The 21,055-nt window shown below is 67.4% G+C and carries 23 protein-coding genes; 15 read left to right on the top strand and 8 right to left on the bottom strand.

Features of this window, described 5'->3' with window-relative positions; genetic code table 11:
* Positions 1–63 precede the first annotated feature (63 nt).
* The gene (locus AVR91_RS36960; RefSeq protein WP_063274061.1) at positions 64–1,806 is read left to right on the top strand and encodes an ATP-binding protein; all 1,743 of its coding nucleotides are present in this window, start codon (positions 64–66) and stop codon (positions 1,804–1,806) included.
* On the opposite strand, the gene AVR91_RS36955 is transcribed toward AVR91_RS36960, so the two are convergent.
* Together AVR91_RS36955 and AVR91_RS36950 are read right to left on the bottom strand one after the other, a co-directional pair.
* Complete coding sequence (locus tag AVR91_RS36955; RefSeq protein WP_063274062.1) at positions 1,803–2,393, bottom strand: SCP2 sterol-binding domain-containing protein; 591 nt, start codon at positions 2,391–2,393, stop codon at positions 1,803–1,805. The genes AVR91_RS36960 and AVR91_RS36955 overlap by 4 nt on opposite strands.
* A gap of 86 nt (positions 2,394–2,479) precedes the next feature.
* Positions 2,480–3,115 carry an SCP2 sterol-binding domain-containing protein gene (locus AVR91_RS36950; protein WP_063274063.1) on the bottom strand — a complete coding sequence of 212 codons (636 nt, stop codon included), beginning with the start codon at positions 3,113–3,115 and terminating at the stop codon, positions 2,480–2,482.
* A gap of 128 nt (positions 3,116–3,243) precedes the next feature.
* Between AVR91_RS36950 and AVR91_RS36945 the strand changes: the two genes are divergently transcribed.
* Positions 3,244–3,909 carry a TetR/AcrR family transcriptional regulator gene (locus tag AVR91_RS36945; RefSeq protein WP_016338219.1) on the top strand — a complete coding sequence of 222 codons (666 nt, stop codon included), beginning with the start codon at positions 3,244–3,246 and terminating at the stop codon, positions 3,907–3,909.
* On the opposite strand, the gene AVR91_RS36940 is transcribed toward AVR91_RS36945, so the two are convergent.
* Together AVR91_RS36940 and AVR91_RS36935 are read right to left on the bottom strand one after the other, a co-directional pair.
* On the bottom strand, positions 3,892–4,737 hold the full coding sequence (locus AVR91_RS36940; protein ID WP_063274064.1) for a MaoC family dehydratase: 846 nt from the start codon (positions 4,735–4,737) through the stop codon (positions 3,892–3,894). The two genes, AVR91_RS36945 and AVR91_RS36940, sit on opposite strands and share 18 nt — an antisense overlap.
* Before the next feature lie 2 nt (positions 4,738–4,739).
* Entirely contained in the window at positions 4,740–6,074 is a 1,335-nt protein-coding gene (locus AVR91_RS36935; protein ID WP_063274065.1) for a 3-oxoacyl-ACP reductase, read from the bottom strand.
* A 92-nt stretch (positions 6,075–6,166) separates the two neighbouring features.
* Here AVR91_RS36935 and AVR91_RS36930 point away from each other — a divergent pair, with 92 nt between their 5' ends.
* From AVR91_RS36930 to AVR91_RS36915, 4 genes are all read left to right on the top strand, one after another.
* The gene (locus AVR91_RS36930; protein ID WP_037334323.1) at positions 6,167–7,456 is read left to right on the top strand and encodes an acetyl-CoA C-acetyltransferase; all 1,290 of its coding nucleotides are present in this window, start codon (positions 6,167–6,169) and stop codon (positions 7,454–7,456) included.
* 70 nt (positions 7,457–7,526) lie between these two features.
* Positions 7,527–8,480 (top strand): daunorubicin resistance protein DrrA family ABC transporter ATP-binding protein, encoded by a 954-nt coding sequence (locus tag AVR91_RS36925; RefSeq protein WP_016338223.1) that lies wholly within the window; start codon positions 7,527–7,529, stop codon positions 8,478–8,480.
* Positions 8,477–9,280: an ABC transporter permease gene (locus tag AVR91_RS36920; protein ID WP_037334316.1), complete on the top strand. Its 804-nt coding sequence runs from the start codon at positions 8,477–8,479 to the stop codon at positions 9,278–9,280. Before AVR91_RS36925 ends, AVR91_RS36920 begins: the two co-directional genes overlap by 4 nt.
* Positions 9,281–9,378: 98 nt before the next feature.
* On the top strand, positions 9,379–9,750 hold the full coding sequence (locus AVR91_RS36915) for a YciI family protein (protein ID WP_083715311.1): 372 nt from the start codon (positions 9,379–9,381) through the stop codon (positions 9,748–9,750).
* A gap of 90 nt (positions 9,751–9,840) precedes the next feature.
* On the opposite strand, the gene AVR91_RS36910 is transcribed toward AVR91_RS36915, so the two are convergent.
* Together AVR91_RS36910 and AVR91_RS36905 are read right to left on the bottom strand one after the other, a co-directional pair.
* Positions 9,841–10,347, bottom strand: a complete 507-nt coding sequence (locus AVR91_RS36910; RefSeq protein ID WP_063274066.1) for a DoxX family membrane protein — start codon at positions 10,345–10,347, stop codon at positions 9,841–9,843.
* A 131-nt stretch (positions 10,348–10,478) separates the two neighbouring features.
* Entirely contained in the window at positions 10,479–11,510 is a 1,032-nt protein-coding gene (locus AVR91_RS36905; RefSeq protein WP_063274067.1) for a glycerophosphodiester phosphodiesterase family protein, read from the bottom strand.
* A 71-nt stretch (positions 11,511–11,581) separates the two neighbouring features.
* Between AVR91_RS36905 and AVR91_RS36900 the strand changes: the two genes are divergently transcribed.
* The 9 genes from AVR91_RS36900 (at position 11,582) to AVR91_RS36865 (ending at position 19,028) form a co-directional block, all read left to right on the top strand.
* Positions 11,582–12,343: a MerR family transcriptional regulator gene (locus tag AVR91_RS36900; protein WP_063274068.1), complete on the top strand. Its 762-nt coding sequence runs from the start codon at positions 11,582–11,584 to the stop codon at positions 12,341–12,343.
* 112 nt (positions 12,344–12,455) lie between these two features.
* Positions 12,456–13,646: an ATP-binding protein gene (locus AVR91_RS36895; protein WP_007032375.1), complete on the top strand. Its 1,191-nt coding sequence runs from the start codon at positions 12,456–12,458 to the stop codon at positions 13,644–13,646.
* A gap of 285 nt (positions 13,647–13,931) precedes the next feature.
* Positions 13,932–14,687: an NPCBM/NEW2 domain-containing protein gene (locus AVR91_RS36890; RefSeq protein WP_076857522.1), complete on the top strand. Its 756-nt coding sequence runs from the start codon at positions 13,932–13,934 to the stop codon at positions 14,685–14,687.
* A 212-nt stretch (positions 14,688–14,899) separates the two neighbouring features.
* Positions 14,900–15,049 (top strand): hypothetical protein, encoded by a 150-nt coding sequence (locus tag AVR91_RS43450; protein ID WP_007032374.1) that lies wholly within the window; start codon positions 14,900–14,902, stop codon positions 15,047–15,049.
* A 234-nt stretch (positions 15,050–15,283) separates the two neighbouring features.
* On the top strand, positions 15,284–16,207 hold the full coding sequence (locus AVR91_RS36885; protein WP_063274070.1) for a bifunctional helix-turn-helix transcriptional regulator/GNAT family N-acetyltransferase: 924 nt from the start codon (positions 15,284–15,286) through the stop codon (positions 16,205–16,207).
* A gap of 1 nt (position 16,208) precedes the next feature.
* Positions 16,209–16,484 (top strand): hypothetical protein, encoded by a 276-nt coding sequence (locus tag AVR91_RS36880; RefSeq protein WP_016338230.1) that lies wholly within the window; start codon positions 16,209–16,211, stop codon positions 16,482–16,484.
* Between the two features lie 58 nt (positions 16,485–16,542).
* Positions 16,543–16,899, top strand: a complete 357-nt coding sequence (locus tag AVR91_RS36875; protein ID WP_063274071.1) for a YciI family protein — start codon at positions 16,543–16,545, stop codon at positions 16,897–16,899.
* Positions 16,899–18,110, top strand: a complete 1,212-nt coding sequence (locus AVR91_RS36870; RefSeq protein ID WP_063274072.1) for an RNA polymerase sigma factor — start codon at positions 16,899–16,901, stop codon at positions 18,108–18,110. Before AVR91_RS36875 ends, AVR91_RS36870 begins: the two co-directional genes overlap by 1 nt.
* Positions 18,111–18,401: 291 nt before the next feature.
* Positions 18,402–19,028, top strand: coding sequence for a hypothetical protein (locus AVR91_RS36865; RefSeq protein WP_063274073.1), 627 nt, complete (start codon positions 18,402–18,404; stop codon positions 19,026–19,028).
* On the opposite strand, the gene mctP is transcribed toward AVR91_RS36865, so the two are convergent.
* Positions 19,025–20,668 carry a monocarboxylate uptake permease MctP gene (gene mctP / locus AVR91_RS36860; protein WP_063274074.1) on the bottom strand — a complete coding sequence of 548 codons (1,644 nt, stop codon included), beginning with the start codon at positions 20,666–20,668 and terminating at the stop codon, positions 19,025–19,027. The genes AVR91_RS36865 and mctP overlap by 4 nt on opposite strands.
* Complete coding sequence (locus AVR91_RS36855; protein WP_063274075.1) at positions 20,665–20,943, bottom strand: DUF3311 domain-containing protein; 279 nt, start codon at positions 20,941–20,943, stop codon at positions 20,665–20,667. The genes mctP and AVR91_RS36855 overlap by 4 nt, the downstream gene beginning before the upstream one ends.
* Positions 20,944–21,055 lie beyond the last annotated feature (112 nt).

Below are 21,055 nucleotides of genomic sequence, written 5' to 3'. Positions count from 1 at the left end.
TCGCCACTAGCTTCGCCACTACACTGTTAGTGGCGAAGCTAGTGGCGAAGCTAGGACGGCGACATGCTCCACGAAGAACTGATCGAGATCATCGCGAATCTCCGCGTACTAGGCGGTGATCATGCGTTCGTGGAGGCAAAACGCGCAGAGACGAAGCTGCCCAAGAGCGTCCGCGAGACACTCTCCGCCTTCGCCAACACCAACGGCGGCGTACTGATCCTCGGCCTCGACGAAACCCAGGGGTTCGAAGCGACCGGCGTCCGAGATGCGGCGAAGCTGGAGGCCGATCTGGCCGCGATGTGTTCGGAGAACCTGGAGCCCCCTCTCCGGCCGCTGATCGGGACGCACCGCTTCGAAGACGCTGATCTGGTAGTGGCCGAGATCGCCGAACTGCCCGCCGGCAGCAAACCCGCGTACAACCGCGGCACCGGCATGACACAGGGCAGCTTCATCAGGGTCGCCGATGGAGACCGGAAACTGAGTCCCTACGAGGTCCAGTTGATGCTGGCGAACCGTGGTCAACCCCGAGACGACGAGCAGCCCGTCCCCGGCACCACGGTCGCCAACCTCGACGGAGCCCTGACCGGTACCTTCCTGAGCCGCCTCCGCCGTCACCGCGGCAGGGCCTTCGCGAACCTCGACGACACCTCGGCGCTGCGTCGCGCGAAGATCCTCGTCGGAGACGAGCTGTCCTTGGCCGGGCTCCTCTCGTTGGGCGAATATCCGCAGGAGTTCTTCCCTCAGCTCATGCTGACCTTCGTCCACTATCCGACCAAGTCGGGACCAGACCCTCGGAGTGGCACGAGGTTCATCGACAACATCGCGGCAGAAGGACCGATCCCGGCGATCGTCGACGAAGCCCTTGTCGCTCTTCGCCGCAACATGAAGCGTCGATCCACGATTCGTGGCGCGGGGCGAGCCGAGACTTGGGAGTATCCCGAAACGGCTCTACGTGAGGCAGTGGTGAACGCCTTGGTCCATCGCGACTACTCCGGCCCGTCGCAGGGAACTCAAGTGCAGGTCGAGATGTATCCCGACCGCCTCGTCATTCGCAATCCCGGAGGCCTCTACGGGTCGGTTCGCGAGGAAAATCTCGGCGTGGAAGGCACCTCCTCGGCTCGCAACGCGACCTTGCTGAAGGTCCTGGAAGACACGCCACTGCCCGGCTCGGACCGTCCGATCTGCGAAAATCGCGGCTCCGGAATTCCGGCGATGCTGGCCGCCATGCGAGACGCCAAGCTCAGTCCACCACGGTTCGCCGATGACATCTCCACGTTCTCGGCCACGTTCCCCAATCACACACTGATGGGAGACGGTGCCGTCCAGTGGATCGCGTCACTTCACGAACATGGACTGACCGACAGTCAATGCCATGGTCTCGCGATGTTGTTCCACGGCGAAACACTCAACAATCAGGCTTACCGCAACGCGAACGACCTGGACTCCCGTGTCGCTACCGAAGAACTCGGCGATCTGGTCGCCCGCGGCCTGCTCGTCCCTGCCGGCGGGCGGAGGTACGCGCACTACACGCTCGCCGACGACGTCGTTCCAGCATCCGTCGACGGCCCGGTCCGGGAACAACGCCGTGCCGATCGCCGTGAGGAGATTCTTTCGGCGCTGGACGAAAAGGAAGCGAGCCGTGCCGATTTGGTCGCGGAGACAGGGCTTCCTGACCGGACAGTGTCCCGGTGGATCGGCGTTCTTCTTCGCCAAGGCCTGATCGAGGCGACAGAGAAGAATCTGCGCAGTCCGAACGTCCGCTACCGCCGGACACGGCAGCGGACTCTCGACGAAACAAGTGGCTAGGCGCCGCTCGGCTTCGGGATGTCGAAGTACCCGCTGAACCGCACGGCAGGCGCGTACTCGCCCTTCACCTTCACCTTGCCCGTCACGAACATCGCCGCCACCGCCGCGTTGCCGGTCGCCATCCGGATGAAGTCGTCGACGGAAAGGGTGATGGTGGTGTCCGGAGTCCGCGCGAGATCCGTGCTCGAAACGCAGACACCGTCTTCGATGACGGTTTGAAAACGATCGAAACCGTCTTCTCCGTCACCATCGGTGAAACGCCATGCGACGACGAAGTCCACATGTCGCGCGCGTTCGGGAACGAAATGATCCGACATTCTGCGGAAAATCTCGTCGAGGAACGCCGAACGCAGTTCCGGGTGATCGGCGATCGCCTTGAGCTGCTCCCGTGACGCCCGTTGCACGACGTCGACCAGCACCTCGGTCTCCAGTGAGCTCAGCTCGATGCCCGCACCGGTTTCGCCCAGCATGTGCAGGGTTTCCAGCACCTGCGTGAACTGCTCCGGGCTCAATTTGGCGAGCTCGAGCTTCTCCGCGAACGCGTTGACGACGTGCTCGCCGCCGGTGCGCGTCTTGTGCGTCCTCAACGGACGGGAAAGGCGTACCTTCTCCCGCCAGCGCCGGTTCGGGGAATTTCGGGGCACGGCACGGAAGTGTATCTGCTCGGCCGGCTTCAGGACGGCTTCGGCAGGTCGAAGAAACCGATCAAGCCCGCCGCGAATGCCAGGTCACCTTTTACTTTGATCTTTCCGGTGACGAATAGCACAGCCGGTGTCGCCTGATGGGTGATGAGCCGGAAGAAATCGACGGGCGCGATCGTGATCGTCACCCTCGGCTTCTCCCTCATGTCGCGGCTGACCGTGCACTCGCCGTGCGAGATCACCGTCTCGTAGCGGTCGTATCCGCCGTCGCCGGTGCCACCGGAAAGCCGCCAGTGGACGACGGCGTGCAGCGTCTTCGCGCGGTCCTGCCGGATGTGGGCGCCCATACGGTCGAAGATCTCGCGCAGCACGCGTTCCCGGAGCGGCCGTTCGGCGACGACACTTTCGAGTTGCGTGCGTGAGGCGCGGGCGACGAGGTTCGCGAACCGGGCCGGGTCGACCTTGCGGAGGTCGAACGCGGGCGCGGATTCGGCGAGCCGTCCCAGCGCGGTGAGCAGCCGCCGGACGTCGTCCTTGCCGAGGTCCTTCGGGTCGATGGCGCCCGCGACCTCGTTGACGTCGAGAGAGTGCGCTTCGGCCGAATCCGGCTCGATCCGTTCCAGCGCGTCGACCAGCGCGCGGCCGGTCAGCCCCACGATCTCGGTCATCTTCCCTCCAGTTCCACCTACCAAGGCGTAAGGCTACCCGCCAGTAGGTAGGCGGGCAAGCGTGCCGAAATCACCCACGACGGTGGTAGCCCGGTAGCGTCTTACGCGAGCTAATGGGAGGTCTTGAGTTGTCCGAGGAAGTGCCGCGTCCCGCCGAACGCGCCAAAAGGCTGCCGAGAGCGGTGCGGGAACGCCAGATCCTGGACGCAGCGGTCTCGGTGTTCTCGCGCTACGGCTATCACTCCGCGTCGATGGACGAGATCTCCGAGGTCGCCGGCGTGTCCAAGCCGATGATCTACACCTACCTCGGCTCCAAGGAAGACCTCTTCGGCGCGTGCATCCGCCGCGAAGCCACCCGCCTGCTGGAGGCGGTGCAGGACGGGATCAAACCCGATCTGCCGCCCGACATGCAGCTTTGGCACGGTCTGCGCGCGTTCTACCGCTTCGTCGCCGACTATCGCGAGTCCTGGACGGTGCTGCACCGCCAAGCCATGACCGTCGGCGGAACCTTCGCCGCGGAGATCACCGACATGCGCACCCGCGCGATCGAGCTGGTCGCCGCGCTGGTCGTCTCCGCGGGCACGCGCAAGGGCCTCGGCGAGCAGGCCGAGTTCTCCGGCGCCGGGCTGTCCGCCGCGCTGGTCGGGGCGGCCGAGTCGCTGGCCGACTGGGCGCTCGACCACCCCGATGTCTCCGACGGCGTGCTCGCCTCGTGGCTGATGAACCTGGTCTGGCTCGGGTTCAACGACCTGGTCGAAGGCGAGATCTGGAAGCCGTCAGAGAGCGACGACTGAGCCTTCCAGGTGCGGCTTCGGCTTGCGCGCGTTCCACAGCTCGAATGCCCAGCCGTCGCCTTCGCTCCACGTGGTGAAAGCGGCCTTGGCGGGCAGCAGGACCGGCTGCTTGAACTTGACGTCGACGGTGAACGCCTCCGGCAGCCTGCCTTCGAACGCCGCGAGCGCGTGCGCCTTCGTCCACATGCCGTGCGCGATCGCGGACGGGAAGCCGAAGGCCTTCGCGGTGATCGGGTGCAGGTGGATCGGGTTGCGGTCGCCGGAGACCTCGGCGTAGCGGCGGCCGATGTCGCCGGGCACGTGCCAGATCGCGCTGGGCGAGGGCTGCGAGAGCTGACCGCGTGCGGCCTTCTCGCCACTGCCGCCACCGCGGCGCAGGTACGTGCTGACGTCCGTCCACACAGGACTGTCGTTGACGAGCAGCTCGCTGATCACGTCGAACTGCCTGCCCTTCTCGTGCGGGCGCAGATCCTCGGCGCGCACGCGCAGGGTGAACGACTCGTCGAGCCGCAGCTGCCGGTGCTGGGTGATCCGGTTGGCGACGTGCACCATGCCCAGCAACGGGAACGGGAAGTCGTCCTCGGTCATCAGCGCCATCTGCAGCGGGAAGGCGAGGATGTGCGGATACGTCGCCGGGAGCACGTCGTCGAGCCGGAATCCGCACACCTGGTTGTACGCGGCGAGGTGGGCCGGGTCGACGACGACGCCCTCACGGACGAATTCGGTCGACGGCAGCGTGTTCCCGCCGCTTTTGCGCAGCGAACCGAGCAACGCCTTGGGGTACAACGAAGACAGGCTCGGCGACTCGTGGAGTTCCTTGACCGCCATGTTCACGCCCCCAGCAGTGCCTGGCCGCAGACGCGGACCACGTTGCCGTTGACCGCGGCCGAAGCCGGGTTCGCGTACCAGGCGATCGTCTCGGCGACGTCGACCGGGAGCCCGCCCTGGCCGAGGCTGGACAGCCGCCGTCCGGCTTCGCGGATGAACAGCGGGACGGCGGCGGTCATCTTGGTCTCGATGAAACCGGGCGCGACGGCGTTGATCGTCCCGCCGTACTCGGCGAGCTTCGGCGCACCGACGTTCACCATGCCGATGACGCCCGCCTTGCTGGTGGCGTAGTTGGTCTGGCCGACGTTGCCCGCGATGCCGGCGATCGAGGAGACGCCGATGATGCGGCCGTTCTCGCGCAGCACCTTGTCCGTGAGCAGCTTCTCGTTCACCGCGAGCTGCGAGGCGAGGTTGACCGCGATGACCGAATCCCAGCCGCCTTCGGTCATGTTGCCCAGCGTCTTGTCGCGCGTGATGCCCGCGTTGTGCACGACGATGTCGACGCCGCCGTGGCGGGTGACGAGGTACTCGGCGAGCCTCTCGGGCGCGTCGGCGGCGGTGATGTCCATCTGCAGCGCCGAGCCGCCGACCTTGTTGGCCACCTTCGACAGGTCCGCGCCCTGTGCGGGGATGTCGAGCGCGACGACGTGGGCGCCGTCGCGGCCCAGCACCTCGGCGATGGCGGCGCCGATACCGCGGGAAGCGCCGGTGACCAGGGCGATCTTGCCGTCCAGCGGCTTCGCCCAGTCGGCGGGCGCGGAGGCGGTCTTGGTCTCGGTGCCGACGCGGATGACCTGGGCGTCGACGAAGGCGGACTTCGACGAGAGCAGGAAGCGGAGCGTGGACTCAGTAGCCTCTTCGGCTCCTTCGGCGACGTACACGAGCTGAGCGGTCGCGCCGCGCTTCAGTTCCTTACCGACGGAGCGGACGAAGCCTTCGAGCGCGCGCTGGGCGATCCGCTCGTTGCCTTCGGCCAGCTCCGGCGGCGTCCCGAGGACGACGACTCGGCCCGACGGCCCGACGCTCCGGATCACCGGGTGGAAGAAGTTGTAGACCTCGCGAAGCTGCTTCGGGTCCTTCACGCCTGTCGCGTCGAAGACGAGCGCGGCGTGCCTGTCCGTCGCGGCCGAGACGACCTCGATACCCGCGCGGTGCAGCTGCGCCTCGATCACCTTTTCGAGGCGGCCGCCCGGCGCGGCACCCAGAAGTGCGGGACCCTCGAGAGCGGGCTGGCCGGGCTTGTACCGGCGGAGCGTCGCGGGGTTCGGCAGGCCGAGCTTCGGCACCACGAATTTCCCCACGGGGCTCTTCGTGAACTGCTGGTACCTGTCAGCCATTACGTGCCTCCCGTGCAGTTTGCGTCACGTCGCATTCTAACCTACTCGCTAGTAGGTTACAGTGTGAGAGAGCCTACGGAGGAGTGGAAAAAATGGCCACGAAAAGGACGGCACCCGTGCGCAAGGTCGCGATCATCGGCGGCAACCGGATCCCCTTCGCCCGCTCGAACGGTCCGTACGCGAAAGCGTCGAACCAGGACATGTTCACGGCCGCCCTCGACGGCCTGGTCAGCCGCTTCTCCCTGCAGGACGAGGTGATCGGCGAGGTCGCCGCCGGCGCGGTGCTCAAGCACGCCCGCGACTTCAACCTCGCCCGCGAGAGCGTCCTCGGCAGCAGGCTGAACCCCGCCACCCCGGCCTCCGACGTGCAGATGGCGTGCGGCACCGGCCTCCAGGCGATCATCAACGTCGCCAACAAAATCGCCCTCGGCCAGATCGACTCGGCCATCGCGGGCGGCGTCGACACCACGTCCGACGCGCCGCTCGCGGTCAACGACGACCTGCGCCAGATCCTCGTGCAGCTCAACGCCGCGAAGACGCTCCCCGATCGGTTGAAGCTCGCCGCGAAGCTGCGCCCCGGGCACATCGTCCCCGAGATCCCGCGCAACTCCGAGCCGCGCACGGGCCTGTCGATGGGCGAGCACGCCGCGCTGACCGCGAAGGTCTGGGAGATCACGCGCGAGGCGCAGGACGAACTCGCCGCCACCAGCCACCAGCGGCTCGGCGCCGCGTACGACAAGGGCTTCTTCGACGACCTGGTGACGCCGTACCTCAAACTGGCGCGCGACCAGAACCTGCGGCCGGACTCCAGCGTCGAGAAGCTCGCGAAGCTGAAGCCCGCCTTCGGTGGCCCTGACGGCACGATGACCGCGGGCAACTCGACGCCGCTGTCCGACGGCGCGTCGACGGTCCTGCTCGCGACCGAGCAGTGGGCGAAGGCGCGCAAGCTGCCGGTGCTGGCGTACCTGACGTTCTCGCAGACCGCGGCCGTCGACTACGTCCACGGCGACGAAGGCCTGCTGATGGCGCCCGCGTACGCCGTCCCGCAGATGCTCACGCGCGCCGGGCTCACCTTGCAGGACTTCGACTTCTACGAGATCCACGAGGCCTTCGCCTCGCAGGTGCTCGCCACCCTCAAGGCGTGGGAGGACCCGCAGTTCGCGAAGTCGAAGCTGGGCCTCGACGAGCCGCTCGGCTCCATCGATCGGGCGAAGCTGAACGTCAACGGCTCGTCGCTGGCGGCCGGGCACCCGTTCGCCGCGACCGGCGGCCGTATCGTCGCCACCCTCGCGAAGCTGTTGAGCGAGAAGGGATCCGGCCGCGGGCTCATCTCGATCTGCGCCGCGGGCGGCCAGGGCGTGACGGCCATCCTGGAGAAGTAGACCGTTCGCCTGGAGCGGATCGGGGAAAAACCCCGGTGCCTTTGTCGGTGCCGGGGTCTAGGTTGACCGCATGTTCGCGGTTCAGGCGAAAGCGCTGGTCAAAACCTATGGGTCCACCCGGGCGCTCGACGGGGTCGATCTGTCGATCCCGACGGGCAAGGTGCTGGGCCTGCTGGGGCCGAACGGCGCCGGCAAGACGACGACGGTCCGCATCCTGACCACGCTGCTCCGCCCGGATTCGGGTGAGGCGGAGGTGGCCGGGCACGACGTGCTGGCCCAGCCCGACGCCGTCCGGCGGTCGATCGGGCTGTCCGGGCAGTACGCCGCCGTGGACGAGAACCTCACGGGCTTCGAGAACCTGTACATGGTCGGCAGGCTGTACGGGAGCAAGAAGGCCGCGGCGAAGTCACGGGCGCGTGAGCTGCTCGCCCGGTTCCGGCTGGAGGACGCGGCGGATCGGCCCGCCAAGACGTACTCCGGCGGTATGCGGCGACGGCTCGACCTCGCGGGCGCGCTGGTCGCCGAGCCGACCGTGGTGATCCTCGACGAGCCGACGACCGGGCTCGATCCGCGCGGCCGGATCGACACCTGGGAGGTCATCAAGGAACTCGTCGCCGACGGCACCACCGTGCTGCTGACCACGCAGTACCTGGAGGAGGCCGATCAGCTCGCCGACTCCATCGTGGTGATCGACAAGGGGAAGGTCATCGCGCGCGGCACCGCCGACGAGCTCAAGCAGGAGATCGGCGGCGAGCGGCTGGAGCTCGTCGTGGCGAATACGAGCGACCTCGCCATGACCACGCAGGTGCTCACCGAGGTCGGCTCGGGCACACCGTCGGTCGACGAGCACACCCGCAAGGTCGACGTGCTGGTCGAGGGCGGACCGAAGGCGCTGATCGAAGCTTTGCGGCGGCTGGACGCGCAAGGTGTCGCCGTCCAGGACGTCGCGCTGCACCGGCCGACCCTCGACGACGTCTTCCTTTCGCTGACAGGGCACGCCACGGACGAGGGGGAAAAGAAGTGAGCGCGGTCGCGAAGGCCTTTTCCGACGGTGGCGTGATCACCTGGCGGAACCTGAAGAACGTCCAGCGCAACCCGGACTGGCTGATGGCGGCGACCCTGCAGCCGATCATGTTCGTGCTGCTGTTCGCGTACGTCTTCGGAGACGCGATCGGCGGGGAGGCGGGCGGGCTCGCGTACCGGGAGTTCCTGATCGCCGGCATCTTCGCGCAGACGGTCGCGTTCAACTCGGCGTTCACCGTGATCGGGTTCGCGAACGACCTGCAGAAGGGCATCATCGACCGGTTCCGTTCGCTGCCGATCTCGCGGCTCGCGGTGATCTTCGGCCGCACGACGTCCGACCTGGTGATCAGCGTGGTCGCGCTGGTCGTCATGTCGCTGTGCGGGCTGCTGGTCGGCTGGCGGATCCGCGGCAGCTTCCTCGACGCCGTGCTCGGCTACCTGGTGATGCTGATGTTCGCCTGGGCGCTGTCCTGGGTCGGCGCCTGGATCGGGCTCGTCGCGCGCAGTGTGGAGGTGGCCCAGAGCGCCGGGCTGATGTGGATGTTCCCGCTGAGCTTCATCTCGACGGCGTTCGTCCCGGCGGACAAGCTGCCGGGCGTGCTGAAGGCGATCGCCGACTGGAACCCGTTCACCGCGGTGATCAACTCGGCCCGTGACCTGTTCGGAAACCGTTTCGGCGCACCCCCGACGGGCTGGCCTGCCGAGCACGCGTCGCTGTACGCGATCCTGTGCTGCATCGCCATCATCGCGATCTTCGCGCCGCTGGCGACGGCCCAGTACAAGAAGGTCGCGAGCCGCTAGAAAACTTTTGTGCAGAAATGTCGAACCGCCGTCGAGCCGCTCGACGCGTCGGTGAAGGCGGGGTAGAAACAGCCCCGCCAAGACACTGAGGAGCGACGATGCGGTTTCTGATGATGCACCGGCTGGACGAGAGCGCCCCGGAGGCCTGGAACCCCAGCAAGGAGTTCATCGAGAAGATGGGTGCCTTCATCGAGGACTCGTTCGAGAAGGGCATCCTCATCACGGCGGAGGGTGTGCACCCCTCCGAGCGGGGCGCGCGGGTCCGCAAGGCGCGCGGCGGCAAGATCACCGCGACCGACGGCCCGTTCACCGAGGCCAAGGAGGTCATCGGCGGGTTCGCGCTGATCAACGCCAAGGACCTCGCGGAGGCCGTCGCGTTCGCGGAGACCTACGCGGCGCTGTTCGAGGAGATCGAGGTCGAGGTCCGCACCGTCGTCGAGGCGGAGGACATCGCCGCTTTCACCGAGTGAGGTACCGGTTCGGCGGATGTCATGAACGACCCTTTCCTGACGAAAAACGTCAGGAAAGGGTCGTTCATGACACTCCCGCGGGGAACCGAGCTACTTTGTGATGGCCTTCTCGGCCTTCTTCGCCAGCTTCTCGGCGCGCTTCTCCGTCTTGGCGGCAGCCCGCTTGGCGCGCCAGCCGAGCGACGGCTTGCCCGCGGTGTCGGCGGCGGCGAGCAGCAGGCCACCGGCGAGGCCGGCGTTCTTGATGAACTGGATCTGCTGCTGCTGACGCTCGGCCGGTTCCTTGATCTCCCAGAACCGGTGCGCGGCCAGCGTGGTCGGGACCAGGCTGCCGAGCAGCAGCAGTGAGGCCAGGCGTGGCGCCTTGCCCGCGGCGAGCGCGACCCCGGCGCCGACCTTCACCGCGGCGTCGATCCGGACGAGGGTGGCGGGGTCGCGCGGCACCGATTCCGGCACCACGCCCTCCAGCTTGTCGAAGGACTCGGTGAGGAACGGCTCCACGGCTTTGGCGTGCCCCTGGGTGTCCCTCAGCGCGCCGATCCCGCCGGAGATGAAGATCGCGGCGAGGAGCGGACGTGCGACGCGACGGAGAATCACGGTCGTAAACCTTTCTGGATCCGGACCCGGGAAACAAACCTATCCCCAGTCTTCCCGCCCGCCACCGCGCCGAACCGCGCTAACGGTGTATCCCGGAATATTTCTCTGACGCTAGAAAGCGCTAGATTTCGCTAGCGGGCTCGATACGCCTTCGGCAGCTTGAAGCCGCGATCGGCCGCGACCTGCCGCAGCCGGTCCGGGTAGTCGGTGATGATGCCGTCGACGCCGTCGTCGATGAGCTTGTGCATGGTCGCCGGGTCGTTCATCGTCCAGGGCACGACCTTGATCCCCGCCCGGTGCGCCTCGGTGACCAGCGCCTTCGTGGTGAACGGCCGGTAGTCGGGGTCGCCGATCTTGCCGCCCTGCGGGTTGCCGTGCACCGGCGAGAGCGCCTTCGCACCGAACGACTTCACCGCGCGGACGGGGCTGCCGCCGAAGTCGTCGATGTCCAACCCGCCGAGCCACGGCGATTTGCCCGGCTGCCCGACCTGCAAGAACTCGGGCTGGGTCAGCGCGACCGTCGGGATCCACGGCGCGACCTCGCGGAACCGCATCAGCGCGCCCCAGTCGAAGCTCTGGATCGAGACGTTGTGCGCGAACCCGCCACGCACGATCTCGCGCACCGCCCGCTGGACGAACTGCTCACGCGGCGCCGTCTCGTGCGGGGCGGCGGCCTCGACCTTCGTCTCGATGTTGAACTTGATCCCCCAGGCACGGTGGTCGCGGGCGAGCTGGAACAGCTCGGCGAGCGTCGGCATCTTGGCGCCGGGGGAGAGCGTCTGGCCGGGGTGGGCGGGCTGCCGGATCGAGCCGCAGTCGAGCGTGCGGACCTGCGCGAACGTCAGGTCCTTCACGTACTTGCCGACGTACGGGTACGCCGGGTCGCCGGGAGTCGCGGGCGCGGTGTCGCGGCACTTCGCGGCCGTCGTCTTGCGGTCGTGGGTGATCACCTCGCGACCGTCCTTGGTGATCTGGATGTCGAGTTCGAGCGTGGTCACCCCCAGCTCCATCGCCTTGCCGAAGGACGCGAGCGTGCTCTCGACCGTGAGGCCGAGCCCGCCGCGGTGGGCCTGGATGTCGAAGGCGCGACGCGGCTGCGCGTCGGCGACCCCGGCCGTCGTCAAGGTCAGCGCAGCGGCCATGACCAGCGCGAATGTCTTCATTCGTGAACCATGCCACGGTCGGGTGAACTTCGATTGACTTTGACGCAACGTCAACCTCTACCTTCGTGGACATGCCGAACGAGACGGAGTGGTCGATCCAGGACATCGCCCGCTCGGCCGGGACCACGAGCCGCACACTGCGCCACTACGGCGACATCGGGCTGCTCGAACCGAGCCGGGTGGGGAGCAACGGATACCGCTACTACGACCAGGACGCGCTGGTGCGGCTGCAACGGATCCTGCTGCTTCGCGAACTCGGGCTGAGCCTGCCCGCGATCGGCGAAGTCCTCGAAGGGGAGCAGGACACGACAGCGGCGCTACGCACCCACCTGAAGTGGCTGGAGCAGGAGCGACAGCGGCTCGGACGGCAGATCGAATCGGTCAAAACGACCTTGAGGAAAACAGAGAGAGGTGAACAGCTGATGGCAACGGAAGTGTTCGACGGCTTCGACCACACGAAGTACGAGAAGGAGGTCACCGAGCGCTGGGGCGCCGACGCCTACAAGCAGGGTGACCGGTGGTGGAAGTCGCTGAGCGCCGAAGACAAGAAGGCGCACCAGCAGGAACAGAAGGACATCGCGGCCGCGTTCGGCGAGGCCCGCGCGCAGGGCCTGCCCGTCGACGGTGACGAGGCCCAGGCGATCACGCGGCGGCTGTACGAATGGCTCCGGCCGGGGGTGCGGGCCGTGTCGAAGGGCTACTTCGCCGGTCTCGGGCAGCTGTACGTCGACGACCCGCGCTACGGGCAGTACGACGAGAAGCACGGCGCGGGCACCGCGGAATACATCCGTGACGCGATGAAGATCTACGCGGAACGCAACCTGAGTGAGTAAGAACGAGGGACGGGGCTGCAGACCCGTCCACTCGGAGTAACCCGCCACGACACACCTATCCCTCTATGGCGGAATATCGGGCGAGAGCTAGAAACCCCGATAGCGTGGGAGAGTGGATCCCATCCGCAACCCCTTCGCCCCGGGTGCCGGCCAACGCCCACCCGAGCTGGCAGGTCGCGTCCGCGAGCTCCAGGCCTTCGAGGTCGTGCTCGAACGGGTCGCGCGGGGGAGACCCGAACGCAGCCTCATGCTGACCGGCCTGCGCGGCGTGGGAAAGACCGTATTGCTGGGCGAGCTGCGCTCTCGGGCCATCAAACACGGCTGGGGCGCGGGCAAGATCGAGGCCCGCCCGGACACCGAACTTCGGCGGCCGCTCTCGGCCGCGCTGCACCGCGCGATCCGCGACCTCGCCGTACGGCATCGCGCGCCGGACCGGGTCGAGCAGGTGCTCGGCGTGCTCAAGGCGTTCGCGCTGCGCGCCAACAAACCGGACGCGAAGCTCCGCGACCGCTGGCAGCCCGGCATCGACGTACCCGCCGCACAGGGCCGCGCCGATTCCGGCGACATCGAGATCGACCTGGTCGAACTATTCACCGAGGTCGCCGAGCTGGCGGCCGACGTCGGCACCGGGGTCGCGCTGCTGATCGACGAGATCCAAGATCTGCTGCCGGAGGACGTTTCCGCGCTCTGCGCCGCCTGCCACGAACTTTCGCAGTCCGGGGCGCCGTTGGTCGTGGTCGGCGCGGGACTGCCGCACGTGCCCGCCGTCCTTTCGGCGTCGAAGTCGTACTCGGAACGCCTCTTCCGCTACGCGCGCATCGACCGGCTGGAGCGCGAAGACGCCGACCTCGCGGTGATGGCGCCGATCGAACGTGAGGACGCGGGTATCGAACCGGAGGCACTGGACGCCCTGTTCGACGCATCCGGCGGCTATCCGTACTTCATCCAGGCCTACGGCAAGGCCGCCTGGGACGCCGCGCCGGCGGACCCCATCACCGTGAAGGACGTCCAGGTCGCCGCTCCAGAGGCCGAGTCCGAGCTCGCGGTCGGCTTCTTCGGCTCCCGCTACGAACGCGCGACACCCGCGGAACGCGAGTACCTGCTCGCGATGGCGGAGCTGACGCAAGGCCGGGACGAGTCCGCCGGGACCGCCGATGTGGCCGTCTACCTGGGGCGGAAGCCTTCATCGCTGTCGCCTGCGCGGGACAGCCTGATGAAGAAGGGCCTGGTGTACTCCGCCGAGCGCGGGCACATCGCGTTCACCGTTCCGCACTTCGGCCACTACCTGCTCGGCCGGGACTAAGCCTCTCTCAGGCTTTATAGATTCAGCTTTAGAAAGCGGTAGAGACCTCTACTGCACCACTCGATCGAGTGGCTTTCTCCTCTCGCGCTCGGACGCCGACCGCCTTGAAAGTCGCCCGCGGCGACGAAAACCAGGTGACGACCGGCAGGATGCTGCTGAATTCGCAGCACCATCGAGCGATGGCGGACCTACGCCCCGCAAGAACGGCAAAAAGTCGCCCGGAAGCCCGGCGGCGAGAATCGCTACCGTCGCTGCCATGCAGGCTCGGTCGGCGAAGAGTCGTTCATGAACTTCCGTCGTGTCGGCGGTGCTCCGGGAAGTGCGCCCCCCACCCGATTCCTCCCCCAGACGCTCGGTGTGGTCGCCGACGTGGCGGCGGTATCGGTCCTGATCGTCGGCGGTGGACTGCCGATCGTCTGGGCGACGAGCCTCGGCGCGGTACTCCTCGGAGTGTTCGCCATCTGGCGGCGATGGGGCACCTCGGTCGACGTCCGGCTCGCCGCCGGCGCCGCGGTCGCGGTCGCCGGCGCGGGAGTCTTCGGCTTCTCGCTGGCAACGGAACACAACACTCCCGATCGACCGCCCGGCTCGGGCCCGGCGGCCGGCACGCCACCCTCGGCCTCGTCAGCCCCCGTGCCGGCGGACGGCGGAGCGTGGCTCATCGATCTGCCGAAGATCGAGGGCGGCTACGGAGATTGGCGACGTGGCGAAGCCGCTGTCGGCGGACGGATCTTCAAGCACAGCTATGTCGGCACCACATGCTCGAAATCCGACGACGGCCATGAGGTCTTCACCATCGATCAGCGTTTTCAGCGTTTCCACGTGACGCTGGGCATCGCGGACGGCGCGCCCGCCGAGACCGTCACACGGTTCGCGGTGAAGCTCGACGGGCGAGCGCTGGCCACCCGAGACCTTCGCGCCGGACAGGTCGACGTGCTGGACCTGCCCGTGGGCCAGGGCAAGCAGTTGCTCCTCGAGGTGGACAACATCGACTCGCCGTGCAGCGCCACGGCGGTCTGGGCCGACGCGGTTCTGCGCTAGCCGCACTCTTCCGCCGCATAGAGAGCGTCAGCGTTATCAAGAAGTGACCGGCGCCACCAAATCTCTCCGGTTTTACGCTCATGTTGCCGATGATTCATCGGCAGGTGTGCCAAGTCACCGGATAATCGTTGGCTTCCTTGTGAAAAAGGGTGCATACTAGGAGCACAGCCACGAAGACGCAAGACCTACTCCCAAGGGGATGACAAAAACCGATGAACAACATCGCCGCCAAGCTCCGTGCCCGTCGCGCCGAGGCTCGCACTCGCCGGGCGCTGAACCGGGCGATCGACACCGCGGCCACCGCGACCGTTCGTCAGGAGCTCATCGCTATCTCCCAGGCGCGTCACACGCACATGCGCTGACCCGACAACAACCGTTGTAGGTGTCGCCCGTTCGAGTGACCTACGACACATAGTGCGTGAGGTGTAACGCCGTGGAACGCGGCGTCGATACCCACTACGACCCCGTGATGCTGGCGGACCCCCGACCTGGCAGCATCACGGGGTTTCCATATGTCCGGACCCGAAAGATTTCTTGCCTTCACCGCTTCGCGGAGTAACACTTGACTTCGTCAACGAATCTGTTGAGGTGGTCAAATGAATCGATCCGCGGACCGGGTGGCGACCGTCCGGGCCTTCAACCGCCTGTACACCGGCGTGATCGGCGTCCTCGACGAAGGGCCGGCCGACGCCGAGTACTCCCTGAGCGAAGCCAGGGTCATCTTCGAACTCGCGCAGCAGGATCAGACTCAGGTCACCGATCTGCGCAAACGTCTCGACCTCGACGCCGGGTACGCGAGCAGGCTGCTCGCGAGGCTCGAGGCACGCGGCCTGCTCACCCGTGAACGCAGCGACGAGGACGCCCGCCGTCAGATCGTCCGGCTGACTGAGAACGGCCGCAAGGCCTTCGCCGTCCTCGACGAACGGTCGGTGGGCAGGATCGGCACACTGCTCGGCCGGTTCGGGGACGACGAGCAGCGACGGCTGCTCGGTGCCATGGACACGATCACCTCGCTGGTCGGCGAGCGCGCCGCGGATCCCACGCTGGTCCTGCGCCCGCCCCGGCCGGGTGACTTCGGCTGGGTGGTCCACCGCCACGGCGCCCTCTACTCCCGCGAGTACGGCTGGGACGAACGCTTCGAAGCGCTCGTCGCCCGCGTCGTCGCGGAGTACGTCGACAGGCGCGACGATCCGCGCCAAGCCGGCTGGATCGCCGAACTCGACGGGGAGCGCGTCGGCAGCATCTTCTGCATGCCCGCCGAAGACGGCGTCACCGCGAAGCTGCGGATGTTGCTGCTCGAACCGGCCGCACGCGGGCGGGGTGTCGGGAAACGCCTGGTCACCGAGTGCGTCGAGTTCGCGAGGGCGGCGGGCTACCCGGCGATGGAGCTCTGGACGGTCTCGTTGCTGGAGGCGGCGCGGGCGATCTATCGGAAGGCCGGCTTCCAGCTGGTCAGCGAAGAGACGATCACAGGCTTCGGTTACGAGCTGACCGGGCAGACCTGGCGGCTGGAGCTGTGACGTGTTCGTCGTCTACTGCCCCGTCTGCGATCGGCGGTCCGTGGTCGGGATCGGCTCGATCGATTTCGTCGACGACCTGACCCCGGGCATGATCTCCGTTTCCGGCCGCTGCCCGGACGGCCACTACGCCGTCCTGCTGACCGGGAAGTCCTTCGCGCCAGAAGAGCCCTGCGTGCGCGAAGTCCAGCAGGTGTTGAAACGCCGTCGCCGCCGGACCAGGCTTAGTGCCTGGTTCGCGCGGCAGCGTGAACTGCACGACCGGCTCTTCCGTTATTGATGTCGATTCGCCGGGGGCTCGTTCGTCTAGGGGCCATCGATTCCCCAAGGAGGACACCATGCCCAACTACGTCGGTTTCCTGCGATCCCAGTCGGATTCGCACGATCACCTCGGCCCCGACGAGGCGCAACGCGTGCTCGAGAGCTACATCGCCTGGGCGGACGAACGCACGAAGGAAGGCCGTTTCGTCGGCGGTGGCGGGCTGTCGAGGGGCGGCCGGGTGCTGCGAGGTTCCGGCGGCGAGGTCGGCGCGACCGACGGGCCGCACACCGAAGCCACCGAGATCGTCGGCGGCTATCAGGTGATCGAGGCCGTGGACCTCGACCAGGCGGAGAAGATCTTCGCGACGCATCCGCATTTGAAGTTCGGACCGATCGAGGTGCGCAAGATCGGCGAACGCGGTTGTGAGGACTGATGGGCCCGGCCGGCGTGGTGGAGCATCTGTTCCGGCACAGTGCCGGGCGGATCGTCGCCACGCTGGCCAGGGCGCTGGGCCCCGAACGCCTGGACCTGGCGGAGGAGGCCGTCGCCGACGCGCTGGAACAAGCGCTGCGGACCTGGCCGCAGAGCGGGGTGCCGGACAATCCGCGCGGCTGGCTGTTCCGGGCCGCGCGGAACCGGGCGATGGACGTCGTCCGGCGCGAGCAGACCTTGCGCGCGCTGGTGCCGCGGCTCGTGGAGCTGAACGGCCACGAAGCCGACGGGCGCACGGACGACGAACTCGTGTTGATGTTGCTGTGCTGCCATCCCGCGCTGCCGAAGGTCTCGCAGGTGGCGCTGACGCTGAAGACCGTCGGCGGGCTCGGGGTGAACGAGATCGCGGCGGCCCTGCTGACGAAACCGGCGACCGTGGCGCAGCGGCTCGTGCGGGCGAAGAAATGGCTGCGAGAGTCGGGGAAGCCGCTCACCCTGCCCGGACCGGACGCGCTTGAGTCCAGAGTGGACAGTGTGCTGGCCGTGCTCTATCTGCTGTTCAACGAGGGCTACGACGCGACCACCGGCGAGGTCGCGGTGCGCGGCGAACTGTGCGGCGAGGCGATCCGGCTGGGTCGGCTGCTGCTGGCCGAGCCGAAGACGGATCTGCCGAGGGTGCGGGCGCTGGTCGCGCTGATGCTGTTGCAGGGGAGCAGGCTGCCCGCGCGGGTCGACCGGGACGGTGACCTGCTGCTTCTCGAGGAGCAGGACCGTGACCGCTGGGATCACGCGATGATCGCCGAGGGGACGCGGCTGTTCGAGCGGGCGTGCACCGGGCCGGAGATGTCGGCGTATCACGTCGAAGCGGCGATCGCGCTGTGCCACGGCACGGCTTCGTCGCCGGACTGGCGCCGGATCGTCGGCCTGTACGACGACCTGCTGGCGCTGCGGCCGTCGCCGGTGGCGCGGCTGAATCGCGCGATCGCGCTTTCGATGGTGGACGGTGCGGCGGCCGGGATCGCCGAACTCGAAGCCGTCGAGTCCGACCTGCCGGACTACACGCTGCTGCCCGCCGTGCTCGGCGCGCTGTGGCTGCGGGCCGGCGATCCAGGACGGGCCGCGGAGCACTACCGCCGGGCGCTCGCGCTGCCCTGCTCGGAACCGCAGCGGCGTTTCCTCACCCGACGCCTGGCGGCCTGCTCACCCGATTGACCAGGCCTTTTTCGCCTCCCCGCGCGTACCCCACCCCCCACCGCTCCCAGGAGGGCGCGCCCCGCACCAGCGTATCGGGAGGGGGTGACGCGGGATGGGTTCCGGCGGTCAAGGGGGCCGAGTTGTCCACAACGGCGGGGTGGGTGTGGACAACTCGGGGTGGGCGTCTCAAAGGGGGCCTTTGGGACATTGAGCGTCTCAAAGGGGCCCTTCAGGACTCGGAGATCCGGCGGGTGACACGTCCAGCGCGGAAGACACCCCCAGTTCACGTGGGCACGGTTACCTGGGGGAGTGAACTGGACGGCGTATGTCGACGGCTACTGCGAACGTCACGCCCCCGGCCTCTGGGGCGAGCCGCTCAACAGTCTCAGCAATCTCGCGTTCCTGATCGCGGCGATCGCGGTCTGGCGGCAGCCGAGGGGCCGTGTTTTCGCCGTCCTCATCGGACTGGTGTTCCTCGGCAGCACGGCCTTCCACCTGCTCGCCACCCGCTGGTCCGCGGCCGCCGACACCGCCTTCATCCTGGTGTTCGTCCTGTACTGCGCCGCCGTGTTCCCACATCTGTTCTTCGGCGTCCGCCGCGGGCCGTCGTGGCTCGGCATCCCCGTGTTCCTCGCCTTCACCGCCGTCGTCGCGTCGCTGGGTGGCGGGCTGTACCTCTCGGCCTTGCTCGGGCTCGTGATCTTCGCGATCGTCCTCAGGGGTGAACACCGCCGCAGGTTCGCCCTCGCCGCGGGCGTTTTCGGGGTGTCCCTTTCGTTCCGCACGGCCGACCACACGGTCTGCGGGAGCTTCCCCGCCGGAACGCACTTCCTCTGGCATCTGCTGAACGGCCTCACCCTCTACCTGGCGGCGACCGCGGCCACGAAAAGGGCCGCGTCCCGGCAGGACGCGGCCCCTTCGATCAGCGGTGACTAGTGGACGCCGATTTCGCGGAGGTCCTTGTCGTGTTCGTCGGCGTGGTAGTCCTCGGCCTCGGTGTCGTCCGTGCCGTTGAAGACCTTCAGCCGCCGCGCGATCACCGTGAAGATCACGGCGACCAGCAGGTTCGCGATCAGCGCCACGAACCCGACGTAGATCTGCAGCTGCGAGCCGCTGAACGGGTGCCAGCCGAAGATCGACAGGTCCCCGAGCTTCAGCGCCGAACCACCGAAATGCGCCTTGCCGGTCGCCGGGTTCGGGATGTTGTAGAGCATGATCATGCCCCACCCGATGCCGACCACCCAGCCGGCGATCAGGCCCCAGCGATGGAACCACCGCGTGTAGAGCGAGATCGCCACCGCGGGCAACGTCTGCAGGATCAGCACACCGCCGATGAGCTGCAGGTCGATCGAGAACTGCGGATCGATGAACAGGATGAACGCCACCGCACCGAACTTCACGATCAGCGAAGCGAGCTTGGCCTGCTTCGCCTCCTGGCCCGGCGTCGCGTCCTTCTTGATGTACTCCTTGTAGATGTTGCGGGTCCACAGGTTGGCCGCCGCGATCGACATGATCGCCGCGGGCACCAGCGCGCCGATGCCGATCGCGGCGAACGCGATCCCGGCGAACCACGACGAGAACTGCGAGTCGAACAGCACCGGGACCACGGTGTTCGTGTCGGGCTTGCCGGTGGCGTTGTTGGTGATCGGCTTGACCGAGGCGCTGATCGCGACGTAGCCGAGCAGCGCCAGCAGGCCCAGGACCAGCGAGTACGCCGGCAGCGCGACCATGTTCCGCTTGATCACGCTGCGGCCGCGCGAGGCGAGCACGCTGGTGAGCGAGTGCGGGTACAGGAACAGCGCGAGCGCCGAACCGAGCGCCAGCGTGGCGTACTGCAACTGGTTGTTGGTGTTGAGCAGGATGCCGTCCGCCGGCGACGGCGTCTGGTCGAACTTCGCGTCGGCCGCGTCGAAGATCGCCGACCAGCCGCCGAGCTTCGAGGGCAGGTAGATGATCGCGACGATGATCACCAGGTAGATCAGGATGTCCTTGACGAACGCGATCAGCGCGGGCGCGCGAAGGCCCGACTGGTAGGTGTAGACCGCCAGGATGATGAAGGCGACCAGCAGCGGCAGGTGGCCGACGATGCCGGAGCCGTTGATGCCCATGGTCCGCAGGACCGCCTCGAGGCCGACGAGCTGCAGCGCGATGTACGGCATCGTCGCGACGATGCCGGTGATCGCGATCAGCAGCGCCAGCGTCGGCGAACCGAACCGGCCGCGGACGAAGTCGGCGGGCGTGACGTAACCGCGGACGCGCGAGACCGACCACATGCGCAGCGCCGGCATCAACACGATCGGGTAGACGATGATCGTGTACGGCAGCGCGAACAGGCCCATCGCGCCGGCACTGAACATCAGCGCCGGGACGGCCACGAACGTGTAAGCCGTGTAGAGGTCACCCCCGAGCAGGAACCAGGTGATCCACGAGCCGAACTTGCGGCCGCCGAGACCCCATTCGTCCAGGTGGTCGAGGGTGTTGCCGGCCTTCCAGCGCGACGCGACGAAGCCGAGCACGGTGACCACCGCGAAGAGGATCGTGAAGATGATCAGCTCGGGCCATTGGATGTTGGTCACTTGACGTCCCCCTCGTCGAGCTGGTCCACGGACAGCCGGTCGGGACGCTCACTGGTCGGCTTGTCCTTGGTCATCACGTAGACGATCCAAGTGCACAGGACGCCGACCGCCACGAACACGAATTGGAACCAGTAGAAGAACGGCATCCCGAACAGCCGGGGACCGTCCGAATTGAACAAGGACGTGATCAGCACCAGCAACGGGATGATCAACAGGAGGTTCCAGGGGCTGAACTGAAAACCCCTCACCTTCCCGTCTGCCTTACCTGACGCCATCGGACCTCACCTAACGTTCCCGTACCCCCGGATCGACCCGATGACCCTAGAACCTCTCACCCGCCCGGGTCACGCGTGCCGGATATCGATTTGATCAGCGACACCTCATACG

Origin of the sequence: Amycolatopsis keratiniphila subsp. keratiniphila, assembly GCF_001620365.2 — a bacterium.
Lineage (GTDB): Bacteria > Actinomycetota > Actinomycetes > Mycobacteriales > Pseudonocardiaceae > Amycolatopsis > Amycolatopsis keratiniphila.
The sequence above is the reverse complement of the archived record's forward strand: the minus strand, read 5'-3'. Positions and strand labels throughout refer to the sequence as shown.